The 21428-nt window shown below is 69.3% G+C and carries 12 protein-coding genes; 4 read left to right on the plus strand and 8 right to left on the minus strand.

The window, feature by feature from the left end; all coding sequences use genetic code 11:
• Positions 1-4: 4 nt before the first annotated feature.
• Positions 5-3352 carry an arabinosyltransferase domain-containing protein gene (locus GVY64_RS22765; protein WP_159844729.1) on the plus strand — a complete coding sequence of 1116 codons (3348 nt, stop codon included), beginning with the start codon at positions 5-7 and terminating at the stop codon, positions 3350-3352.
• Positions 3353-3563: 211 nt separating this feature from the next.
• Here GVY64_RS22765 and GVY64_RS22770 read toward each other — a convergent pair whose 3' ends face one another.
• Positions 3564-4496, minus strand: a complete 933-nt coding sequence (locus GVY64_RS22770; protein ID WP_159844732.1) for an NADP-dependent oxidoreductase — start codon at positions 4494-4496, stop codon at positions 3564-3566.
• A gap of 97 nt (positions 4497-4593) precedes the next feature.
• Here GVY64_RS22770 and GVY64_RS22775 point away from each other — a divergent pair, with 97 nt between their 5' ends.
• Positions 4594-4995, plus strand: a complete 402-nt coding sequence (locus GVY64_RS22775) for a winged helix-turn-helix transcriptional regulator (RefSeq protein WP_159844735.1) — start codon at positions 4594-4596, stop codon at positions 4993-4995.
• An 85-nt stretch (positions 4996-5080) separates the two neighbouring features.
• Positions 5081-5239: a hypothetical protein gene (locus GVY64_RS37305; protein WP_168434190.1), complete on the plus strand. Its 159-nt coding sequence runs from the start codon at positions 5081-5083 to the stop codon at positions 5237-5239.
• 185 nt (positions 5240-5424) lie between these two features.
• Here GVY64_RS37305 and GVY64_RS22780 read toward each other — a convergent pair whose 3' ends face one another.
• Positions 5425-8790 (minus strand): arabinosyltransferase domain-containing protein, encoded by a 3366-nt coding sequence (locus GVY64_RS22780; RefSeq protein WP_159844738.1) that lies wholly within the window; start codon positions 8788-8790, stop codon positions 5425-5427.
• Positions 8791-9016: 226 nt separating this feature from the next.
• Here GVY64_RS22780 and GVY64_RS22785 point away from each other — a divergent pair, with 226 nt between their 5' ends.
• Positions 9017-9514, plus strand: a complete 498-nt coding sequence (locus GVY64_RS22785; RefSeq protein ID WP_159844741.1) for a peptidylprolyl isomerase — start codon at positions 9017-9019, stop codon at positions 9512-9514.
• Positions 9515-9582: 68 nt separating this feature from the next.
• Here the strand turns inward: GVY64_RS22785 and GVY64_RS22790 are convergent, their stop codons facing one another.
• The 6 genes from GVY64_RS22790 to GVY64_RS22815 all read right to left on the minus strand — a co-directional run bounded on the left by GVY64_RS22790 (position 9583) and on the right by GVY64_RS22815 (position 21285).
• Positions 9583-11127 carry an acyl-CoA carboxylase subunit beta gene (locus GVY64_RS22790; RefSeq protein ID WP_159844744.1) on the minus strand — a complete coding sequence of 515 codons (1545 nt, stop codon included), beginning with the start codon at positions 11125-11127 and terminating at the stop codon, positions 9583-9585.
• A complete protein-coding gene (gene pks13, locus GVY64_RS22795) occupies positions 11124-16379 on the minus strand; it encodes a polyketide synthase Pks13 (protein WP_159844747.1) in 5256 nt (1751 codons plus the stop codon). The genes GVY64_RS22790 and pks13 overlap by 4 nt, the downstream gene beginning before the upstream one ends.
• A 111-nt stretch (positions 16380-16490) precedes the next feature.
• Positions 16491-18404, minus strand: a complete 1914-nt coding sequence (gene fadD32 / locus GVY64_RS22800; RefSeq protein WP_159844750.1) for a long-chain-fatty-acid--AMP ligase FadD32 — start codon at positions 18402-18404, stop codon at positions 16491-16493.
• A 190-nt stretch (positions 18405-18594) separates the two neighbouring features.
• On the minus strand, positions 18595-19638 hold the full coding sequence (locus GVY64_RS22805) for an LLM class F420-dependent oxidoreductase (protein WP_159844753.1): 1044 nt from the start codon (positions 19636-19638) through the stop codon (positions 18595-18597).
• A gap of 169 nt (positions 19639-19807) precedes the next feature.
• Positions 19808-20743, minus strand: coding sequence for a cutinase family protein (locus GVY64_RS22810; protein WP_442939618.1), 936 nt, complete (start codon positions 20741-20743; stop codon positions 19808-19810).
• A gap of 47 nt (positions 20744-20790) precedes the next feature.
• On the minus strand, positions 20791-21285 hold the full coding sequence (locus tag GVY64_RS22815; protein ID WP_236567065.1) for a DUF732 domain-containing protein: 495 nt from the start codon (positions 21283-21285) through the stop codon (positions 20791-20793).
• Positions 21286-21428 lie beyond the last annotated feature (143 nt).

The raw sequence follows: 21428 nt of genomic DNA on the forward strand, positions 1-21428 counted from the left end.
CACCGTGCGACCGGACCGATCTTCTCGAGCGTTCACCCGTATCCGCTTGATCGCCCTCCTCTCCGGGCTTCTCGGATTCCTGCTGGCCTTGCTGACCCCGATCCTGCCGGTGCGGCAGGATCGAGCGAGCCTGGACTGGCCCGAGTCCGGCGCCGCGAGCGTCGCCGCGCCGCTGGTGTCCTACGAGCCGCTGCGGTTGCGTGCGACGCTGCCCTGCGCGCTGGCGAGCGAGCTCGCAACCGGGGGCACGGTGCTGTCCACCGTTCCGGTCGCGTCTGGCCAGGCGGCGAGCAAGGGGCTGGTGGTCTCGGTCGCCGACGGCGCGCTCTCGGTGGTGCTGCGGGACATTCCGTTGCTGTCCGCCCCCCTGGCCGAGGTCGGGTCCTGCGCGACGATCGGCATCGAGTCCGGCGCCGCCGCGACGACCGTGGAACTGACCGGCGTGAACCGCGAGGACGGCACGCCGTTCCGGACCACGATCGGCCGGGACATCCGGCCGCAGCTGGTCGGCGTGTTCACCGACCTGGGCGCCGATCGGCTCGCCGGAGCCCAGGTGCACGCGGACATCGACTCGCGTTTCTCCTCAACGCCGACGCCGCTGAAGCTGGCCGCCATGATCGCCGCCGCCGTGTTCACGCTGATCGCACTCGTCGCACTGCATCTGCTGGACACCGCCGACGGGCGCACACCGCGACGTTTCCTGCCCGCGCACTGGTGGCGGGTCACCCCCGCGGACGGCGTCGTGCTCGGCACGTTGGCGCTGTGGCATGTCATCGGGGCGAACACCTCCGATGACGGTTACATCCTGAACATGGCGCGCGCCTCCGAGCACGCGGGGTACATGGCGAACTACTACCGGTGGTTCGCGGTCCCGGAGGCCCCGTTCGGGTGGTCCTACGAGGTGCTGGCGTGGATGGCCCGGATCTCCGACGCCAGCCTGTGGATGCGTCTGCCCACACTGCTGGCCGGGATCGTCTGCTGGCTGGTGATCAGCCGGGAGGTGTTGCCGCGTCTCGGCGCACGGGTGCGGCGCAACAAGGTGGCGCTGTGGACGGCGGGGCTGGTGTTCCTCGCGTTCTGGCTGCCCTACGACAACGGTCTGCGCCCCGAGCCGCTGATCGCGGCGGGCGCGCTGCTCACCTGGTGCTCGATCGAACGCGCCATCGCGACCGGACGGCTGCTGCCCGCAGCGGCGGCCGTGCTCATCGCCGCCTTCTCGCTCGCGGCGGGACCCACCGGCCTGATCTGCATCGCGGCGCTGATCGCCGGGTCACGACCGGTGCTGCTGATCATCATCAAACGCGCGCGCGGGGCGGTCCCGGTCCGAACCGGGCCCGACGCGGACGCGGCCGCCGCCGGTTCCCCGGAAGCCGCGGCCGCGGTGAACGCTCCCGCGAAGGTGCGCGAGCCGTCCCGGGCGGGCGCGGTATTCCGGTTCGCCGCGCTGCTCGCCCCCGGCCTGGCCGCGGGCACGCTGGTGCTGGTGGTGATCTTCGCCGACCAGACCCTCGCGACCGTGCTGGAAGCGACCCGGGTCCGCACGATCGTCGGCCCGAACGTCGCGTGGTTCGACGAGCGCACCCGGTGGGACTCGCTGCTCATGCTCTCGCCGGACGGATCGCTCGCGCGGCGGTTCGGCGTCCTGGTGATGTTGCTGTGCCTGCTCGTCTGCGTGCTGCAGGTGCTGCGGAAAGGCCGGATCCCCGGCACCTCGCGCGGACCGTCGGTGCGCATTCTCGGCATCGTGTTCGCGTCGCTGTTCCTGATGATGTTCACCCCCACCAAGTGGACGCACCACTTCGGCGTGTACGCCGGACTGGCCGGATCGCTTGCCGCGCTCGCGGCGGTCGCGGTGGGCACCACCGGAATCCGCTCGCCGCGCAATCGCGCGCTGTTCGCCGCCGCCGTGCTGTTCCTGCTCGCCGTGACCTTCACCGGCTCCAACGGGTGGTGGTACGTGTCCAGTTACGGTGTCCCGTGGTGGGACAAGGCGCCGCTGATCGCGGGGAAGGGACTGTCCACGCTGTTCCTCGGACTCAGTGGCGTGGCGCTGCTGGTCGCCATCTGGCAGCACTACCGGGAGCCGTACCGGCGCGAAAGCGCCGCGGGGCCACGGCGATTCGATCGGTGGGCATCGGCGCCGCTGACCGTGGCGGCGGCGCTGCTGGTGATCTTCGAGGTCGCCTCGCTCGCCAAGGCCGCGGCCACGCAGTACCCCGCGTACTCCATCACCAAGTCGAACGTGCAATCCGTCGGCGGGGACTCGTGCGCGCTGGCGAACGAGGTGCTGGTGGAGACCGACACCGCCGATTCACTGCTGCAACCCTTCAGCGGGTCGATCGCGGACGGATCGGCCGAGCAGAACAAGGGATTCACGCCGAACGGGGTGGCGCGCGACCTGACCGCCGACGCCGAGGAGACGGTCACCGGCGGCGCGAACTCGGTCGACAAGGACTCCGAGAACAAGACCACCAAGACGACCGGCGCGGGCACCGGAGGCGGCACCACCGAACAGGCGGGCGTCAACGGCAGCACCGTCGCGCTGCCGTTCGGCCTCGACCCGGCGAAGACCCCGGTGCTGGGTAGCTACCAGGAGGGCGAGCAGCAGCAGGCCAAGCTCACCACGCAGTGGTACCGGCTCGACCTGACCGACAGCATGCGCCACGACCCCGCCTACCAGGTGCTCGCGATCACCGCGGCGGGCCGGATCCGGTCGGTGGACGACGACGGTGTGCTCACCTACGGACAGGAACTGCACCTGGAGTACGGCGTCCGCGGCCCGGACGGCGAGATACGCACCCTGGGCTCGATCGATCCGCTGGACATCGGCCCCGCACCGTCCTGGCGCAACCTGCGGGTGCCGCTGGACCGGCTGCCCGGCGAAGTGAACGCGGTGCGACTGGTCGCGGTGGACAACGACATCACGCCCAAGCAGTGGCTGGCCGTCACTCCACCCCGGCTGCCCAAGCTCGCCACGCTGAATTCCGTGGTCGGATCCACGGACCCGGTGCTGCTCGACTGGCATGTCGGCCTGGCTTTCCCGTGCCAGCGGCCGTTCGACCACAAGGACGGCGTCGGCGAGATCCCGCGCTGGCGCATCCTGCCCGACCGGGTCGGCTCCGACGCCTCCAACGCCTGGCAGGATGACATCGGCGGCGGTCCTCTCGGCTGGACCGGCCTGCTGCTGAAATCCCAGACCGTCCCCGCCTACCTCGACCACGACTGGTCGCGCGATTGGGGCTCCCTCGAGCGCTTCACTCCCTATGCCCCCACCGCCGTTCCCGCCACCATCCACATCACTCCCCGAACCCGCACGGGCCTCGACACCGACGATCCCATCCGCGTCCGCTGACCGCGCCGTGGGGCGCACCCGTGCCGCGCCCCACGCGAGGATGCGCCGACACCGGAACAACTGTCCGCGACGGCAACGCGTCTCGGCTCAGCTCCTGGTAGGCGAACCGTAGTCGCGGAACCTCGTCAAGTGCCACCACCCGATGTCCACGAGCGGCACACGGTGAAGCGGGCCGCTCGCGCTTCTCCGCAGCGGTATGTCCCTCGCGGGGCTATGGGGTGAGGACGAGGCGGCCGCGGAGACCGCCCGCGGCCAGGCGTTTGTGGGCGGCTTCGACGGAGGTGAGGGGCAGGGTTTCGGCTACGCGGAGGGTGAGTTCCCCCGCGTCGACATGGGCGACCAGCCGGTCGAGTTGTCGCCGGTCGGCGCGGACGAGGACCGTGTGTACGGTGGTGCCGCGCAACGGGATCGGCGTGTTCGGGATGCTGACCGATACGAACCGCCCGCCGCCGCGCACCGCCGCGAGCGTCGCGGGGCCGAGCGCGGCCGCGTCCAAGGCGGCGTCGACTCCGCCGGGGACGAGGCCGCGGACGGCATCCGGCAGAGACGCCTGCCGCGGAACGAAATCGGTGGCGCCCAATGCGCGGACCGTGTCCTCGTCAGCGGGCGAGGCCGACGCGATCACCCGGATACCGCGCGCCGCCGCGAGTTCGACGGCGAAGCCGCCGACCGCGCCCGCCGCGCCGGTCACCAGCAGGGTGTCGGTGGACGCGAGGTCCAGCGCGTCGAGGGCCTGCACCGCGGTCAGGCCGTTGAGCGGGATGGTGGCCGCTCGCACCGGGGACACCGAAACCGGAGCGGGCGCGACGTTCCCGGATTCGAGGACCACATAGTCGGCCTGCGCGCCGAACGAGACGTCGAGCCGATCACTGATGCCGATCACCGCCTGCCCCACCGTGAACTCCGTGACGCCCGCGCCGAGCGCGTCCACCGTGCCCGCGACGTCCCAGCCGACGCCCCACTGGTCGCGCGGCGCGGCGAACGGCGTGCCGCCGACGCCCGCGCGCACCATCAGGTCGACCGGATTCACCGTCGCCGCCGCGACCGCGATGCGAATCGCGCCCGGACCTGGTTGCGGCTTCGGCACTTCCACGATCTCCACCACGGCTTCCGGTCCCGGCTGGCGGACAACTACTGCTCGCATGACATTCCTCCCTTTCGGCTGCGCCCAATCTACGAAGAACTACTATCTACTGGGTAGTAGTTACCCGAAGGTGCGTTAGAGGTGGCGAGGTATCCAGATGGCGACGAAGACCGCGGCACAACACCGTGAGCTGGCCAAACAGCATTACGACGCGTACATCGCCGAGTGTCCGACCCGGCAACTGCTGGACCGGATCAGCGACAAATGGGTGAGCCTGATCTTGGCCGCGCTCGCCGACGGCCCACGGCGCTACGCCGATCTGAACCGGATCATCGCGGGCGTGAGCCCCAAGATGCTCACCCAGACACTGCGCGGACTCGAACGCGACGGCTTGCTGGAACGGCGCGTCACAGCGGAAGTGCCGGTCCGAGTCGACTACGAACTCACCCCGCTCGGTCACAGCCTCCAGCCGGTCATGAGCGCCGTCAAAGCGTGGGCGGAGGCGCGCATGGACGACGTTCTCGCCGCGCGGGCGCACTATGACAGTAACCGGCAGTAAACCGGTTGTCCGGTATGGAAACGTGCTCCCACCTGTGGTTAAACATCGGAAGACGAATCAGGTCGATGGCCTTAATCTGATTGCCATGACAACGGCATTCGATGAAATGGATCTGCGCGATCTTGTCGGACTGCTCAGCGAAGAGGAACAACGGGAGCTGCGGCCTGCGGTGCTGCGCGTGCTCGGCCGCCTCCCTTCGCAAGAGGTGCTCCGGCGCGAGCTCGGTCTTCGACTGAAGGTCTGAGCGCCCGGTTTCGCACCGGCGAAATACGGCAGGGCCGCCGCGCGGGTTTCGCCTGCGCGGCGGCCCTCTGTCTGGGTGGCTATCCCCTGGGCGACTCGCGGACGCAGAGAGAGAAAGTGCGACGGCCGGGCCGCCGCGCAGGATCAGCGCCTACGCGGCGGCCCGGGTTGCGATAGTCGACCTGATCAGAACACCCGCATGCTGCCCGGGGACCAGAAGCCGGAGCGGGTTGCGGTGCCGGTGACCAGCTCGGCCGGGACGGCGTTGCGGTCGTACTGGTCGTAGCGCTCCAGCGAGCCCCAGTCGCGCGCCCAGTCGTCCTTCAGGTAAGTGGGCACGGTGGTCGACTTCGCCAGCATCTGCGCGAAGCCGAGCGGACCGCCGAACTCCTCGGCCTGCCAGGTGTTCGTCGAGCTGATGGCCAGCGGACGGTCCGGCAGGATGCGGTAGCCGGGCACCTCGGCCACGCCGTTGCGGTGGTCGAACGGACGCTGGCACGGGAACTGCAGGCCCACCGCCCAGTCCAGCAGGATCGGCTGCTGGGAGCCGAGCAGGCTGTTGAGCGTCTGCAGCTTCGGCATCCGCGGCGGGGTGAACGCCAGCCACTGGTCCCCGATCAGGATCGGGTCGTTGGCGACGATGCGCACCGCGTCGGCGTCGGGCGCGATCTCGTCCAGCGGCACCCGCAGATTGCGCCAGGACGGGAACGGGCCGATGTCGCGCGGCAGGTAGGTGCCGAGCTTCTGCACGCTGCCGTCGGGCTGCCGCTTGCCGTAGTCGACGGTCAGCGACTGACCGTACTTCATCGCGCCGGTGTCGTCGAAGGAGAGGATGCGACCGGCGGCCGAGATCACCACCAGCGGCTTGTCCGCCGAACGGGCCGGCAGCTGATACCAGCTCGAGGTGACGTTCGCCGGCTGCTGCACACCGTTCTGGTAGCTGCCGAGGATCGGCGTGGTCGCCGGGTCCAGGCCGAACGGAAGGGCGACGGTGGAGCCGTTGACGCCGCGCGCGCCCTGACCGCCGCCGGTGCCCGCGCTCTGCCCCTCCGCGAACGCCGCGCCGACCGACTGGGTCGAGGTGTTACCGGTGCCCGGTTTCACCTCGACGCTGTCGGCGGACAGGTCGTTGGGCACGCCGTTCGGATCGAAACCGACCGGGTCGACGCCGGCCAAGGGGTCGGACGGGTCGGTCGGCGGGTGCGCCGGATCCATGATCGGCTGCAGCTTGCCGCCGTTCGGGTCCGGCTCGACCAGCACGTCGTTGGCGAGGCCGCAGGTGCTGCCGCCGAGCGCGTCGACGTTCGACCGGGCCAGCGAGTACGCCGGGTACTGCGAGACCGCGCCCTTCACCAGCGAGAGCACCTCGAGCGCGACCATCAGCGCGGCGACCACGGTCAGCGGGATCGCGGCGAACCGGCGGATCCGCCTGCCGCGCGCCGTCTTCGCCGACGGTTGCGGCTCGGTGTAGTCCTCCCGCAGCGTGTACCAGCCGACCAGAGCCAGCGCCAACCCGAACAGGACGAGCATGAGCGTGTTCGACTGGTAGCCGTGCAGCGAGATGCGCTTGTCGAACCACGGCACGCCGAAACTGGACACGTACCAGTAGCCGTTGATGCCCGAGAACGCGACCGCGAGCACGAACAGCAACCCGGCCAGGAAGATCGCCCGGTTCTTACGGGCCCGCAGGGCGCTCGCCGAGACCGCGACGGCCGTGACCGCAGCCAGCGAACCCGCGATGCCCGCGTACGCGCCGAAGTGGTGGGTCCACTTCGTCGGGTTGAACATCATGAAGAAGATCGTCCCGAAGACCACGCCCATCAGCCGCCAGGTCGGCCCGCTGGCGATGCCGGGCACCCGCCTGCGCCGCAACAGCACGAGCATGGTGGTGAACAAGCACAGCAGCATCACCAGGAAGGCGAAGCGGCGCGAGAGCGAGCCGTCGACGGTCTCCACGAACAGGTAGTAGTAGCGCAGGTAGTCCTCGTACCAGGCCAGGTTCGGCCCGGTCACCTGACGCACCCGGTTGGCCTCCTGGATGCCCGCGAAGGTCTGGTCGGTGTAAACGGCCGTCAGCACGAGCACGCCCGCCGCGGCGATCGGGGCGAGCAGCGGCAGCGTCGAACCCCACCGCCCGGCGCCGAGCGCGGCGAACTGCCGGTGTTTGCGCACCACGATGCGCACCATCGGGCGGATACCGGCAAGCAGCGCCGCCACACACATCAGGCCGGTGGGCGCCGCGGCCAGGGTGAACGCCGCGACCAGGACGGACACCGCGGCGGGCAGCAGCCGTCCGGTCGCGATGGCTCGCTCGATCGACACCCAGGTCAGCAGCGCCCCGAGGGCGACGATCGGCTCGGAACGCAGGCCGTTGTCGAACGGCAGCCAGAACGCCAGGAACACCAGTCCGCCGGTCCACAGCGCCACCTTGCTGGTGCGCACTCCGCGGCCCAGGCGGGGCACCACCTCACGGCTGATCACCAGCCAGCACAGGATCGCGCAGGCCAGCGCGGGCAACCGGACCCAAGGACTGGCGGTGGAGATCTCCGAGAAGACCTGGATCACGTAGTAGTACCAGCCGAACGGCGCCTCCGGCACGCCGTACCAGCGGAAGTAGTTGGCCATGTAGCCCGCGTGCGGAGCGACCCGCACCATGCTGAGGATGTAGCCGTCGTCGGAGGTGTTCGCGCCCGCGAAGTGCCACAGCAGCAGCGTGCCGACCACCGCGCCGTCGGCCCAGGTCGGCTTCAGCCAGTTCGCGGGCAGGAACCGGCGGTGCCCGCGCCCGTCACTGCTGTCGAGCCGCGCCAGCGCCGCGAGGGCGATCAGTGTGCACAGCACCGCCGCGACCATCGCGATCAGCTTGATCGCGGTCGGGCTGGAGGAGAAGCGGGTGTCCACCGTCATGTCGAACGACAACCCCGCGGGCGCCGCGCCCTTGAGGTCGGAGAACACGCCGACCACCTGGGGCCGCAGGTCACCGCTGAGTTGCCCCTCGACCGGCACGGTGGCCGACTCGGTCACCCCGGGCGCCGCGCCCTCGACCGGCCGCTCCACCTGCCTGGTGAGCCCGTTGAACACCGCGTAGGTGCGTTCGCTGTCGGAGCTGATACTCAGCGACGTGCACTCGCCCATCCGGCTGCGGTCGGCCGACACCACCACCGCATTGCGGTCGATGACGTCCACCGAGGTTTCCGACACCCGCACGAACATGGCCTCCAGCGCGGCCCGATCGCCCTGCGGCGGCGCGGTGGCCAGCAGCATGCCGCCGCGCTCGGCCAACCGGGCGATCGTCTCGCACGGGATCGTCGCCGTCAGATCGATCGGGACCTGCGACATCAGCGGCGCCTGCACATTGCCGAGCGTCCCGTTCTGCGGCCACTTCAGCACCGCGGTGGTCTGCGCGACCGGCAGGAAGGGAGTCGCCAGCGCGAACAGCGCGCCGAGCAACCCGGCGACCAGTGCGATGAGCCGGGCAGTCCGGAAATCGTTCGGGGTCGCCACCGGGGCGGCGGGGGGTTTCGTCAGAACAGCGGTTGCGGCGTCGGGCACGGTTCGCAATGCTAGCTGGCCCCCCCTCCTCTCCGGGTCTTTAGGCCGTGCTAGTCGGGCATCGCGGGTTTTGCGTTCAGGTCCTGCGTCAGGTGCCGCTCAGCTTCTGGGCGTTCCCGGCGAGTTACCCATGTGCTGACGAAGAAGGTCATCCATATCCGACCCCGGGCACTCGAAAAGGACCCGTATGACGCGACAGCCTACGAAGGGATGGAAAGGTGGGTGTATGACCAAGGTGAATCTCTCGACGAACTACGGATCGATCGTGCTCGAACTGGACGATCAGAAAGCGCCGAACACGGTGCGCAACTTCGTGGACTACGTGAACGCGGGCCACTACAACGGCACGATCTTCCACCGCGTCATCCCCGGCTTCATGATCCAGGGCGGCGGTTTCGAGCCCGGGCTGCGCCAGAAGGGCACGAAGGACCCGATTCAGAACGAAGCGAACAACGGCCTGAAGAACGACAAGTACACCGTCGCGATGGCCCGCACCAACGACCCGCACTCGGCCACCGCGCAGTTCTTCATCAACGTCGCCGACAACGCCTTCCTCAACCACTCCGCGCCCAATGCGGCCGGCTGGGGTTACGCCGTCTTCGGCAAGGTGACCGAAGGCACCGACGTGGTCGACAAGATCGCGGGTGTCGCCACCTCCTCGGCCGGCATGCATCAGGACGTTCCGGTCGATGACGTCGTCATCGAATCCGTCAGCCTCGGCTGACAGTTCGGCGCGCACGACGCGAATCGGGCCGCGCCCCAAGGGGGCGCGGCCCGATCCTGTTCCGGGTGCTACAGCGGCAGCAGGTGATGCTTGCGCGGGCTGCGGGGAAGAGCCTTGTCCCGCAACAACTGCAGCGCGCGACGGATCTCCAGCCGGGTCGCCGCCGGCTCGATGACCGCGTCGACGTAGCCGCGCTCGGCGGCCACCCACGGTGTCGCCACGGTGGCGTTGTAGAAGTCGATCATCTGCTGGCGAATCGCGGCGCGCTGCTCCTCGGGCGCGGCGTCGATCTGCTTGGCTCCGATCAAGCTGACCGCGCTCTCGGCGCCCATGACGGCGATGCGCGCGGTGGGCCAGGCCAGGTTCACGTCGGCGCCCAGCTGCTTGGAGCCCATCACGGCGTAACCGCCGCCGTAGGACTTGCGGATCACCACGGTGACCTTCGGTACCGACGCCTCGACGTAGGAGAACAAGAACCGTCCACCGCGCTTGATGACGCCGATCTTCTCCTGCTCCACACCGGGCAGGAAGCCGGGCGTGTCGACGACGAACACCAGCGGGATCTCGAACGCGTCGCACAGCCGCACGAAATGCGCGGCCTTGTCCGAGGCGCGGGCGTCCAACGCGCCCGCGTACACCATCGGCTGGTTGGCGACCACGCCGACGCTGCGCCCGTCCACCCGGGCGAAGCCAGTGATGACGTTGCGGCCCGCCGACGCGCCGAACTCGTGGAACGCGCCGTCGTCGAAGATGCGCAGCAGGATCTCGTGCATGTCGTACCCGGCGTTGTCGGCGTCCGGGACGATCGAATTCAGTTCCAGGTCGCTGTCGGTGATCTCCGGCTCCAGACCGGGGTTCACGATCGGCGCCTGCTCCTGGCAACTGGTCGGCAGGTAGCTCAGGTAGTCGCGCACCCATTCGAACGCGGCCGCCTCGTCCTTGGCCACGTGGTGGATGTTGCCGTATTCCGCCTGACTGCGCGCCCCGCCGAGTTCCTCGAGACTCACGTCCTCGCCGGTGACCTCGCGGATCACCTTCGGGCCGGTGACGAACATGTACGCCTCTTCGGTCGCCACCACCACGTCGGTGTTGATCGGGGCGTAGACGGCGCCGCCCGCGCACTTGCCGAGGATCATCGAGATCTGCGGCACCAGGCCGGACAGCGGCTCCTGGCGCCGACCCAGTTCGGCGTACCAGGCCAGCGAGGTCACCGCCTCCTGCACGCGCGCGCCACCGGAGTCGTTGATGCCGACCACCGGGCAGCCGACCTTGGCCGCGTACTCCAGGATCCCGGCGACCTTGCGGCCGAACATCTCGCCGACCGAACCGCCGTAGACGGTCTGGTCGTGCGAGAACACCGCGACGGGCCTGCCATCGACCAGGCCGTGCCCGGTGACGACGCCGTCGCCGTAGAGCGCTGCGGAATCACCCGGCTTGCGGACCAGCGCACCGATCTCCACGAAGGTTCCCGGATCCAGCAGCATGTTGATCCGGTCGCGGGCGCTGGGGATGCCTTTCTTCGCCCGCTTGGCCACCCCCGCTTCACCCGCCGGCTCCTGCGCTAATTCCAGGCGCTTGCGCAGGTCGGCGAGTTTTTCGGCAGTCGTGCTCACTTGGCCCCTTTCGCCTCGATCGCGGCGAGCTTCGCGGCCAGGTCGGCTCCGATCTTCCCGATCCGCGGTTCGTCGATGATCTGCAGGTGGTCGCCGGCGATGTGGACGACCTCCAGATTCGGAATGTATTCGTCCCAGCCGCCGTTCGGCACCCGGTCGGCGAAACGTGGCTCGAGCTCGATCATTCCGTCGTGATAGCGATCGGCGAGGTAGAGCACGGCGTTGCCGTCGTAGTGCGAGGGGCGGGTCCGGGCGAGATGGCGGCTGTCGATCCACGAGGTGCGCTGGTGTTCGAGCACACCACCGGGAATCTTGGTGCCGCTGATCTTGATCAGGTCGCTGATCATCTTGAACTGCTCGTCGTCGGAGGCCGCGGCGAGCGTCTCCAGCTGTTCCCGATCCAGTTCCCCGTCGACGCCATAGGTCTTCTTGGCGAAGGCCTGATAACGCTCGATCCGGCGCACCCGCGCCTCGGGGCTGTTGTCCTCACCCTGCGTCGGGATGGCCAGGTCGATCAGGCCGACCATGCGCACGTCCGCGCCCTCGGCGCGCAGCAGCTGCGCGGTCTGGATGGCCAGCACCGCGCCCAGCGACCAGCCGTACAGCACGAACGGACCGTCGCCCTGGATCTTGCGCAGCTCGGGCAGGTACTGGCGAGCCCGCTCCTCGATCGAGCCGTCGACCCGTTCGAAGCCGTACATGGGCGTCTCGGCGGGCAGCCGCTTCAACAGCGGCTCGTACACCAGCGTGTTGCCACCCGACGGATGGAACACGAACACCGGCACGGCGTTCGACCCCTCGGCGCGCGGCCGCAGCGGACGGACGAAGCCGTCCACGTCCGCGCCGCTGTCCTGCAGGGTGCGGACGATGTCGGCGAGCTGCTCGATGGTCTCGCAGTCGAGCACATCGTCCACGGTGACCTCGGCCTTGACCCGTTCGGTCAGGCGCGCGGCCAGCTTCTCCGCGGTGTCCTCGTCGAGGATCGGCAGCGTGTTGAAGATGCCGCCGGCCGACTTACCGGTGACCACCGCCCAGGTGGCGAAGGTCAGGCGCTCGGCGGCGTCACGCGGCGGGACGTCGTCCTCGTCGGCCGGCGACTGCGCACCGCCGAAGACGGCCGCGGGCGTGGCCGGTGCGGTCTGGGCGACCGGTTCCGCGGCGGGCTCGGCGGCAGTGGTTTCCGGCGCGGCGTCCGGCGGCGTGGGCGCAACGCCCGCGACAGCGGCGACCGGGTCGCCTCCGGTGGCCAGGGCCTGGCGAGCGGTGGCGATGAAATCGGCGTCGACGGCCAGCTCACCCGTGCCGCCCGCCGCCTTGTCGGCGGCCTGCTGATCGGCCATCGCCTGCACCTCGTCGCGGTGCTCGATCGCGTACCGCAGCACCTTGCCGACCTCGTGCAGGCTGGCGTCCCGGACGGCCTGCACCTGCAGCTGCGGGATGTCGAACTCGTATTCGACCCGGTTCTTGATGCGCATCGCCATCAGCGAGTCCAAGCCGAGTTCCATCAGCGGGATCTCCATCGGAAGATCCTCGACCGCGTAACCCATGGATTCCGCGACGATCAGCGCCAGCCGCTCCTCGACGGTCTGCGTGCCGTGGGGATCCCACCGGTCACCGAAGGTCTCCACGACCTCGAGATCGGCGTCGCTGCGCGGCTGCTCGGCCGCCGCAGGGACGGGCTCGGCGGCAACGGGTTCGGGCAGCGGGGCGCCGGAGGTCACCACGGCGTCGAACACCAGGCGGAAGACGGTGCCTTCCTTCGCATGGACCTGCACCGAAGCGCCGCCGGGATGCGGGGTGAGCGTGGTGGTGAGCGTGCCCGCCGCCGGGATCGGCGCGTGCGGGATCGCCGCGCCCAGCGACACATCGCTGAGCACCTGCGCCGCCGCGGCGCGCACCAGTCCGGCGAGATCGGTCACCGATGACGCCTGCACCTCCCAGACGTGCCTGCCGTCCGGCAGTGCGACGTGCGCACCGGGAACCCGGCCGTTGCCGCCCGCGGCCAGCCGCACCTTCGGCCAGTACTCCTTGCGCACGAACGTGGTGCGCGGAACGTCGGCGTAGTCGCCCGGGCCGAGCAGCGAGAACAGATCGACCTTGTGCCCGTGCACGTAGAGCTGGGCGAGCGCGGCGATGACGCCCGCGGACTCGTCCTCCTTGCGCTTGAGCGTCGGGATGAGCTGCGCGTCGTGCACGCCCGCGGCGAAGGTGGTGCCCAGCACCTGCATCAACGCGACGGAATTCGGCGCCAGCTCCAGGAATGTGGTGTGGCCCGCGTCCACCGCGAGCTTCACCGCGTTGGTGAAGTACACGCTGTGGCGCATGTTCTTGACCCAGTAGTCCTCGTCGTGGATCGGGTCGCTGCCCGCGCGGAAGAACTCTTCTTTGTGCACTGTCGAGTACAGGCCGGTCTTCAGCTTGGTGGGCTCGATGCCGGCCAGTTCCGCGGCCAGCTCGCCGAGCAGCGGATTCATCTGCGAGGTGTGGCCCGCGCCGCGGGTCTGCAGCACGCGGGCGAACTTGCCCGCCGCCTCCACCTGCGCGACGATCGCCGCGACCTGATCCTGCGGGCCGCCGATCACCGTGTTGGTCGGCGCCGCGTACACCGCGACCTCGACGTCCGGGTACTCCGGCAGCAGCTTCGCGACGTCCTCGGCGCTGTACTCGATGAGCGCCATGTTGCGCACGTCGTCGTCGCTGATCATCTGCTCGCCCTCGCCCATCAGGCGAGAACGGGCGCAGATCACGCGCACCGCGTCCTCGAGCGAGAGGCCACCGGCGATGTACGCGCCCGCGACCTCGCCCATCGAATGGCCCACCACCGCGTCGGGTTCCGCGCCGTGCGCGCGCAGCAGCGCGGCCAGGCCGATCTGGATGGTGAAGATGCCGACCTGCGAGGTGCCGACGTTGTAGTCCTGGCTGTCGTCCAGGAACAGCTCGCGCACCGAGTATCCGGCCTCGTCCTGCACCAGTTCGTCGACCTCGTCCACGGCGGCGGCGAAGATCGAGTTCTCCAGGTAGAGCTGCTTGCCCATCTTGCGGTGCTGCGCGCCGAAACCGGCGAGCACCCACATCGGGCCCATCGCCGCGGGCGCGTCGGCGGTGAAGACGCCCGGACCGGGCTTGCCCGCCGCGATGGCGCGCAGCCCGGCGATCGCCTCCTCATGCGTCTTGGCCAGCACCACGCCGCGCGAACGCCAGTGGCTGCGCTTGGCCAGCGATCGCGCCACATCGGCGAGCGGCGTCCGCGCGCCCGTCTCCGACTCCAGCCAGTCGGCCAGTTCGGCGGCGGCGCGGCGGCGCCGGGAGGGCAGGTAACCCGACACGGGCAGGATCTGCGGCAGCGGCTCGGTGCGCTCGGCGGTCCACTCGACGGCGGGCGCGGCGGCTTCGGCCGCCACCTCGGCCGCGGCGGCGAGGGCATCGGAGGCCGCGGCGGCATCGGCGGTCTCGTCCAGCGCGTCCTCGTCGAACTGGGTCTCGAGTTCGGAGAACGGAGCCTGGTTGTCGGCCGCGTCGGCGGCGGTCGGCGTGTACTCCTGGACGACGATGTGCGCGTTCGTGCCGCCGAAACCGAAGCCGGAGATGCCGATGGTGGCCTTGCCGCTGTAACGGGGGAACTCCGTCGGCTCGTCGACGATCTTCAGGTGCGCCTGGTCCCACGGGATGTACGGGTTCGGCCCGGCGTAGTTGATGTTCGGCGGAATGACGTTGTGCTGCAACGACATGACCACTTTCGCCAGGCTCGCCGCACCGGCGCCGGACTCCAGGTGGCCGAAGTTGGTCTTGGCCGAACCGAGCAACGCCGGCTTGTCGGCTTCCCGACCGCGGCCGACCACCCGGCCGAGCGCGTCCGCCTCGATCGGGTCGCCGATCAGGGTGCCGGTGCCGTGCGCCTCGATGTAGTCCACCGACGACGGCGCGATGCCCGCGTCCCGGTAGGCGCGGCGCAGCACCTCGGCCTGCGCGTCGGGGTTCGGGGCGAGCAGGCCGTTGGACCGGCCGTCGTTGTTGACCGCCGAGCCCTTGATCACGGCGTAGATCGTGTCGCCGTCGCGCTCGGCGTCCGCCAGGCGCTTGAGCACCACCAGACCGCCGCCCTCGGACCGGACCATGCCGTCGGCGTCACTGGAGAACGCCTTGATGTGCCCGTCCTTGGCGACGCCGCCGTTGGCGTCGAAGCCGAGCGTGGCCATCGGCGCGAGCAGCATGTTCACGCCGCCGGCCAGCGCCAGGTCGGCATCGCCGTTACGCAGCGCCTGCACCGCGTCGTGCACCGCCACCAGGGTCGAGGAGCACGCGGTATCGACGGCCACCGACGGACCGCGGAAGTCGAAGAAATAGGAGACCCGGTTCGGAATGATGGACGTGACGCTGCCCATGATCGCGTAGGCCTCGGCCGACACCGGCACGTTCGGGTCGCGCTCGCTGCCCAGCCCGAGCGCCGCGAGCAGCATGAAGTCGTTGCCCGACGAGCCGATGAACACGCCGACCGGCTCGCCCTTGAGTTCGCTGGCCGGAATCCTGGCGTGTTCCAACGCCTCCCAGGTCAGCTCCATCATCAGGCGCTGCTGCGGATCGACCCGCTCGACCTCGACCGGCGACATGGCGAAGAACTCGGCGTCGAAGCCCTTGACGACGTCCTGATCCAGGTAGCCGCCCTTGGTGTTGGCGTTCTCGATCGCCTCGGCCAGCTGCGGCTCCTCCAGGAACTCCGACCACCGTCCTTCGGGCCGTTCCCGGATGCCGTCACCGCGGCCGATGAGGAACTCCCACGTCGACTCCGGGGTGTCGCCCGCGCCGGGCAGCCGGGTCGACAGACCGACGATCGCGATGTCGTGCGCCTCACCCGGCCGGTAGCCCGCGGTGTAGAACGCGTCGTCGGAGGAATCCTCCGGCACGTCCGGCTCGCCGTTGATGATCCGCTCGGCCAGCGCGGCGATGGTCGGATGCTGGTACACGATCGTCGCGTTCAGCATCACGCCGGTCAGTTCCTCGATGTCCCCGCCGAGGGCGATGGCGTCACGCGAGGCGAGCCCGAACTCCTCCATCGGCCGGTCCACGGTGATCTGCTCGATCGGTTGCCCGGTCGCCTCGGAGACCCAGCGCCGCAGCCACTCACGCAGCTCCGCCACCGACATGTCGGTCTGCGCGCCGCTGTTGGCGGACTCGGCCGGGGCCGCCGCGTCGGCGACGGTCTCCACGGGCGGGGTGTCGGTCGTCTGGGTGGGCGTGCCCTCGTTGTCAGCCATCAATTCCTCAAGCTACCTGTCTGCGTACCGGGCGTACCGTGAAATGACGCCCGGCGCGTGGGAAGGTCGGCGCCGAGCGTCGATGGTCGGTCCGAGGCCGCCCCTGAGCAATTACTCTTCCGGTGCATCGGGGAAAGCCTGCTGGGTGTAACCACCCCGCAGCGTTCCCTCCAGATAGGCCGCCCGGCAGGCGCGGCGGGCGATCTTGCCACTGGAGGTGCGCGGGATCGACCCCGCGGGCACCAGCAGCACGTCTCGAACGGTCACGCCGTGGCGCTGCGAGATCGCCGCGCGCACCGCGTCGGCGATGGGCAGCGGATCGGCCTTACCCGCGCCCGGACCCCGCTCACCCACGATGACCAGCTGCTCGGACGCGTCGTCGGCGTCGAACTGCAAGCCGGAGTGGCTGCCCTGCTCGAACACCTCGGCCGGGAGCTGGTTGGCGGGCACCGAGAACGCCGCCACGAAGCCCGGCCGCAGCGCGGTGCTGGCTTCCTGCGCGGAGAACTCCAGGTCCTGCGGGTAGTGGTTGCGGCCGTCCACGATCACCAGGTCCTTCACCCGGCCGGTGATGTAGAGCTCGCCCTCGAAGTAGACGCCGTAGTCGCCGGTGCGCATCCAGTTCGCGTCCGGTGCGGTGCCCTCGGCGTGGCTGCCCTCGGGGAGGCGCTCGGTGACCTTGTTCTGGAACGTCGCCGCGGTCTCGTCGGGACGACCCCAGTAGCCGATGCCCATGTTGTTGCCATGCAGCCAGATCTCGCCGACGTGCCCGTCGGGCACCTCGCGGCCGCCGCCGGATTCCACGGACTCCGGATCGATGATCGTCGCCCACTGCGACAGCGCGACGTAACCGCAGGAAACCTGCGCGATCGCGTCCTCATGGCTCTGGTCGACCTTCACCATTCGTCCCGCGTTGAGCTCCTTGCGGTCGACGTAGGTGACCTTCGCCTCGTCCTCGGCCTTGGTGGCGGAGACGAACAGCGTCGCCTCGGCCATGCCGTAGCACGGCTTGATGGCGGTCTTGGGCAGGCCGTAGGGCGCGAACGCCTCGTTGAACTTCTTCATCGACGAGGTGGTCACCGGCTCGCTGCCGTTGATCAGGCCGATGACGTTCGACAGGTCCAGCGACTCGCCGTTCTTCGGCAGACCGCGCGCGGCGGCGTGCTCGAACGCGAAGTTCGGTGCCGCGGCGAAGGTTCCGGCACCGTCGGAGACCGCGGCCAGCTCCTTGATCCAGCGGTACGGACGGCGCACGAACGCGCTCGGCGACATGATGGTGATGTACTTGCCGCCCACCGCGGGCAGGATCACCGTCAGCAGGCCCATGTCGTGGAACAGCGGCAGCCAGGTGACGCCGCGCGAGTTCCAGTCCAGGTTGATCGCGTCGACCATCTGCAACACGTTGGTGCCCACCGCGCGGTGGGTGATCTCCACACCGGCGGGCACCCGGGTGGAGCCCGAGGTGTACTGCAGGTAGGCGATGTCGTCGATCGCGATGTCCGGGCGTACCCAGCTCTCGCCGACGCTGTCGGGAATCGCGTCCACGGCGATGATGCGCGGGCGCTGAGCGGCGGGCAGCGAGCGGAAGAACTGCCGGACCCCGGCCGCGGAGGAGCTCGCGGTCAGGATGGCCGATGGCTCACAGTCGCCGAGCACCGCGTGCAGGCGATCGGTGTGGCCGGGCTCGTCCGGGTCGAACAGCGGCACCGAGATGGTGCCCGCGTAGATCGCGGCGAAGAAGGAGATCACGTAGTCCAAGCCCTGCGGCGCGAGGATCGCGACCCGGTCGCCCGGGTTGGTCACCTGCTGCAGTCGAGCGGCCACCGCGCGCAGCCGAATACCGAACTCACGCCACGTCAGCTCCTGAGCCTCGCCGTCGCGCTCGCGCGAGTAGTCGATGTAGCGATACGCCAGGGTGTTCGCGTCGTTCCGGGTGTGCTTCTCGACGTGATCAACCAGGGTGTGATCCTCGGGAATACGGATGTTCCCGGTTTCGTCCAGGTAGTCGTCGAAAGTCTCTTCCATTCCTTCTTCTCCTCCGAGGCACACGCAGCAAGACGGCGAGATCGCCGCTATTACCTGTGAGGCCCCGACTCGCTTTCGCCCGCGGGTGCTCCAAGTGCAGAGCCAGCCTGCAGATTTTGTGCGGTCTGCGCGGTGACCGCTTATCGGCTAGATGTACTCAAACCAGAGTCATGTTACAGAGAAGACCGGCTCACTCGTCCCGCAGCAGGGGAATAACGGGGGCGAACGCGTCCATCTGGGTGGGGAACACGCCGACGTAGGACATCGAGGTGAGTTCCCGCACACGGCGGATCTGCTCGGCGATCTCCTCGAATGTCCCGATCGCCACGTAGGGCGAATTCAGGATGTCCTCGACGGACAGCTGAACGTCGACCTCCAGATTCGGGTGCAGTCCCCGGTCCAACGCCGACAGCGCCATCTCCGCGGTCTTCTCGCGATCGTCGGTGATCACGACGGCGGTGATGGCCCAGTTCAACTCGATGTCGGCGAACCGGTCTCCGGCGGCCTCCTTGATCAGATTCACCTTTTCCACGGCCTTCTCGATGGTGATGCCGGAGAGGAGGCCCTTGCCGTTCTTGGTGGTCACCGGAACGACGGAGATGATGTCGGCGTGCTTGGCGGCCAGGCGCAGCATCTTCGGACCGCCACCGCCGGTACAGATCGGCGGGCGCGGGCCCTGCCGCGGCCGCGGGGTGCCTTTGATGCCACGGACCTGGTAGTGCTTGCCTTCGAAGGTGCACTCCTGGCCGCGCAGCAGCACGTCGAGAATGGTCAGCGCTTCGTCCAGCTTCTCCAGCCGGACACCGGGCGACTCGTAGGCGATGCCCGCGTTGTCGAACTCCTCCTTGATCCAGCCCGCGCCGAGACCGACCTCGAGCCTGCCCTTGGACAGCACGTCGATGGTCGCCAGGTCCTTGGCCAGGACGACGGGGTGGCGGAAACCGTTCGCCAGCACCGACGTGCCGAGCCTGATCCGCTCGGTGGCCTGCGTCAACGCGCCGAGCGCCGCGATCGGCCCGATCTGCTCGCCGAGGTGATCGGGCACGACGAAGGTGTCGAAGCCGTACTCCTCGGCTTGCTGAGCGGTCTGCACGAACTTGCGCGCACCACCCTCCTGCTTGTTTCCCTCGCCGGCCGCCGCGAAGCGGAACGGACGCAACGGAGTGCCCAGCGCGGACAACGCAGCATCCGCGTCACGGCTCGCCGTGGTGGCCGGTGCGGCGGCTTCTGTCATGAACTCATGCTCCTGGCTGTAAGGGAGGTACGGGCGCGACGCCCGCCCTGGGTTTGCGCTGCGGCGGTGCCCGGCGTCGCGATCACCAGCGCACTTTACAGCGTGCTACCCAACTCGAGTTGCGCTTGTCACGCCAACGGGTGCGGGGTATCTCACGGGCTGTGAATTTTCACGAATGGGCCGGATGCGGCGCAGCCTCGATCAGGCCCGCCGCCCAGTCGGCCGTCCACTGCGTCGCGGTGGTGCCGTCGCCGTCGACGACGAAACTGTTGTAGAGGGTGTGCACCGGGTTCCCCGCCGCCCGGACCAGCGTGTTCACACTCCCCACGATGTTCCACGGACTCAGTGCCTCCCGTGGTGCGTCGCAGATGAGATCGCCGGGTGCGCACATGGTGTAGGTGCGGTCGGCCAGCGCGCCGAACCCCCCTTGACGGGGACCGGTCATCGTGATGCCGGGCACGTTCAACCCCTTCAGCGCGACTTCGGCACCCACACCGGGCGGCGGTGTGCCGATCTGGATCGCCTGACCCGGGCCGTTCTCGCCGGTGCGGCGCCCATCGGCGATCAACGTCACGCCGAGCACCAGATCGGCGGGCACGGGACCCTTGCCCGCGCCGATCTGCGCCGCGACGTCCCCCACGATCACCGCGCCCTGGGAGAAGCCGGCCAGCACGTAGGTGGTCAGCGGGCACTCCCGGTGCCGTGCGGCCATGGCCTCGACCATCCGCGCCGTGCCCTCGGACCGGCTGTTGTTGTAGGACTGCTGGCCATCCGGCGGGATCGCGATCGGATTGGAGAACTGCGCGACGTAGGGAACGGTGTACACGTCCACGCGCTCGCTCGGGAACCGCTGGGCGATCGGGCCGGAGACGTTCAGCATCAGCGACACCGGGTTCGCGGTGGGATTGTGCGGATCGTCGAAACTGTTCGACTCCCACGTACCGGGCACCGAGATCATCTGCACGTCCGGGCAACCGGCCGGCTGGGAAGTCGGCCGCTCCGGCGGTTTCGGTCCCGGCCCGGGCGGGCGCAGACGCCCCGCGAGCAGGTACCACAGCAGCAGGACGACCAGGACGATCAGCAAGCCGACGCCGATCACGACCAGACATCCCGCCGGCCGGAACCGGCGGGAGGTCGAACGAACGCGCGAACTCACTGGCAGTACGTGGCGCGAGCGGTGGAGATGTAGATCTGCCCGGCCTTCTCGACCGGCATCTTCGCCGGATCGAAGGACGGATCGGAACCGGCCATGGCGTTGACGAACGTCATCAGATCCTGATCGGACGCACCCGCGGCGGTGCCCTGGCAGACGTACGCGCCGATGCTCAGCGCGATGTCCGGGCTGGACGGGGTGACGCCCTGCTTGGCCAGCTCATCGAGGAACTTCTTGTCCTTGTCGGTGAGCTTCGAGGTGTCCGCGGGCGGGACGGCTTCGGTCGGCACCGGCTGCGGACGCTCGGGCGCCACCGTCGTCGTGGGCTGCTCCGGGGCGGGAGCGGGCTGACCGGTGTCGGCGGGCGTCGATGCGACCGGCGACGTCGTCGTCGCCGTAGTCGTGGTGCGGGCGGGCGTCGGCGTGCTCGTCGCGGTCGAATCATTGTCGCCGCACGCGGCGAGCAGGCCGGTCGCGGCTATCGCCACAACCACGCCGAATACCTTTCCACGGGTCCGATGCATGAATTCTTGTCCTCGATCTGTCGCTGAGCGGGGGTCGGGTCGCCCCCCAGGCTAGCTGGGTCGGAGTTGCAGCGCCTGCGGCCGGTGCCGTCAAGAGTCGGGCGATCCGCCTC

The organism is Nocardia sp. CY41 (genome assembly GCF_009829325.1).
Lineage (GTDB): Bacteria > Actinomycetota > Actinomycetes > Mycobacteriales > Mycobacteriaceae > Nocardia.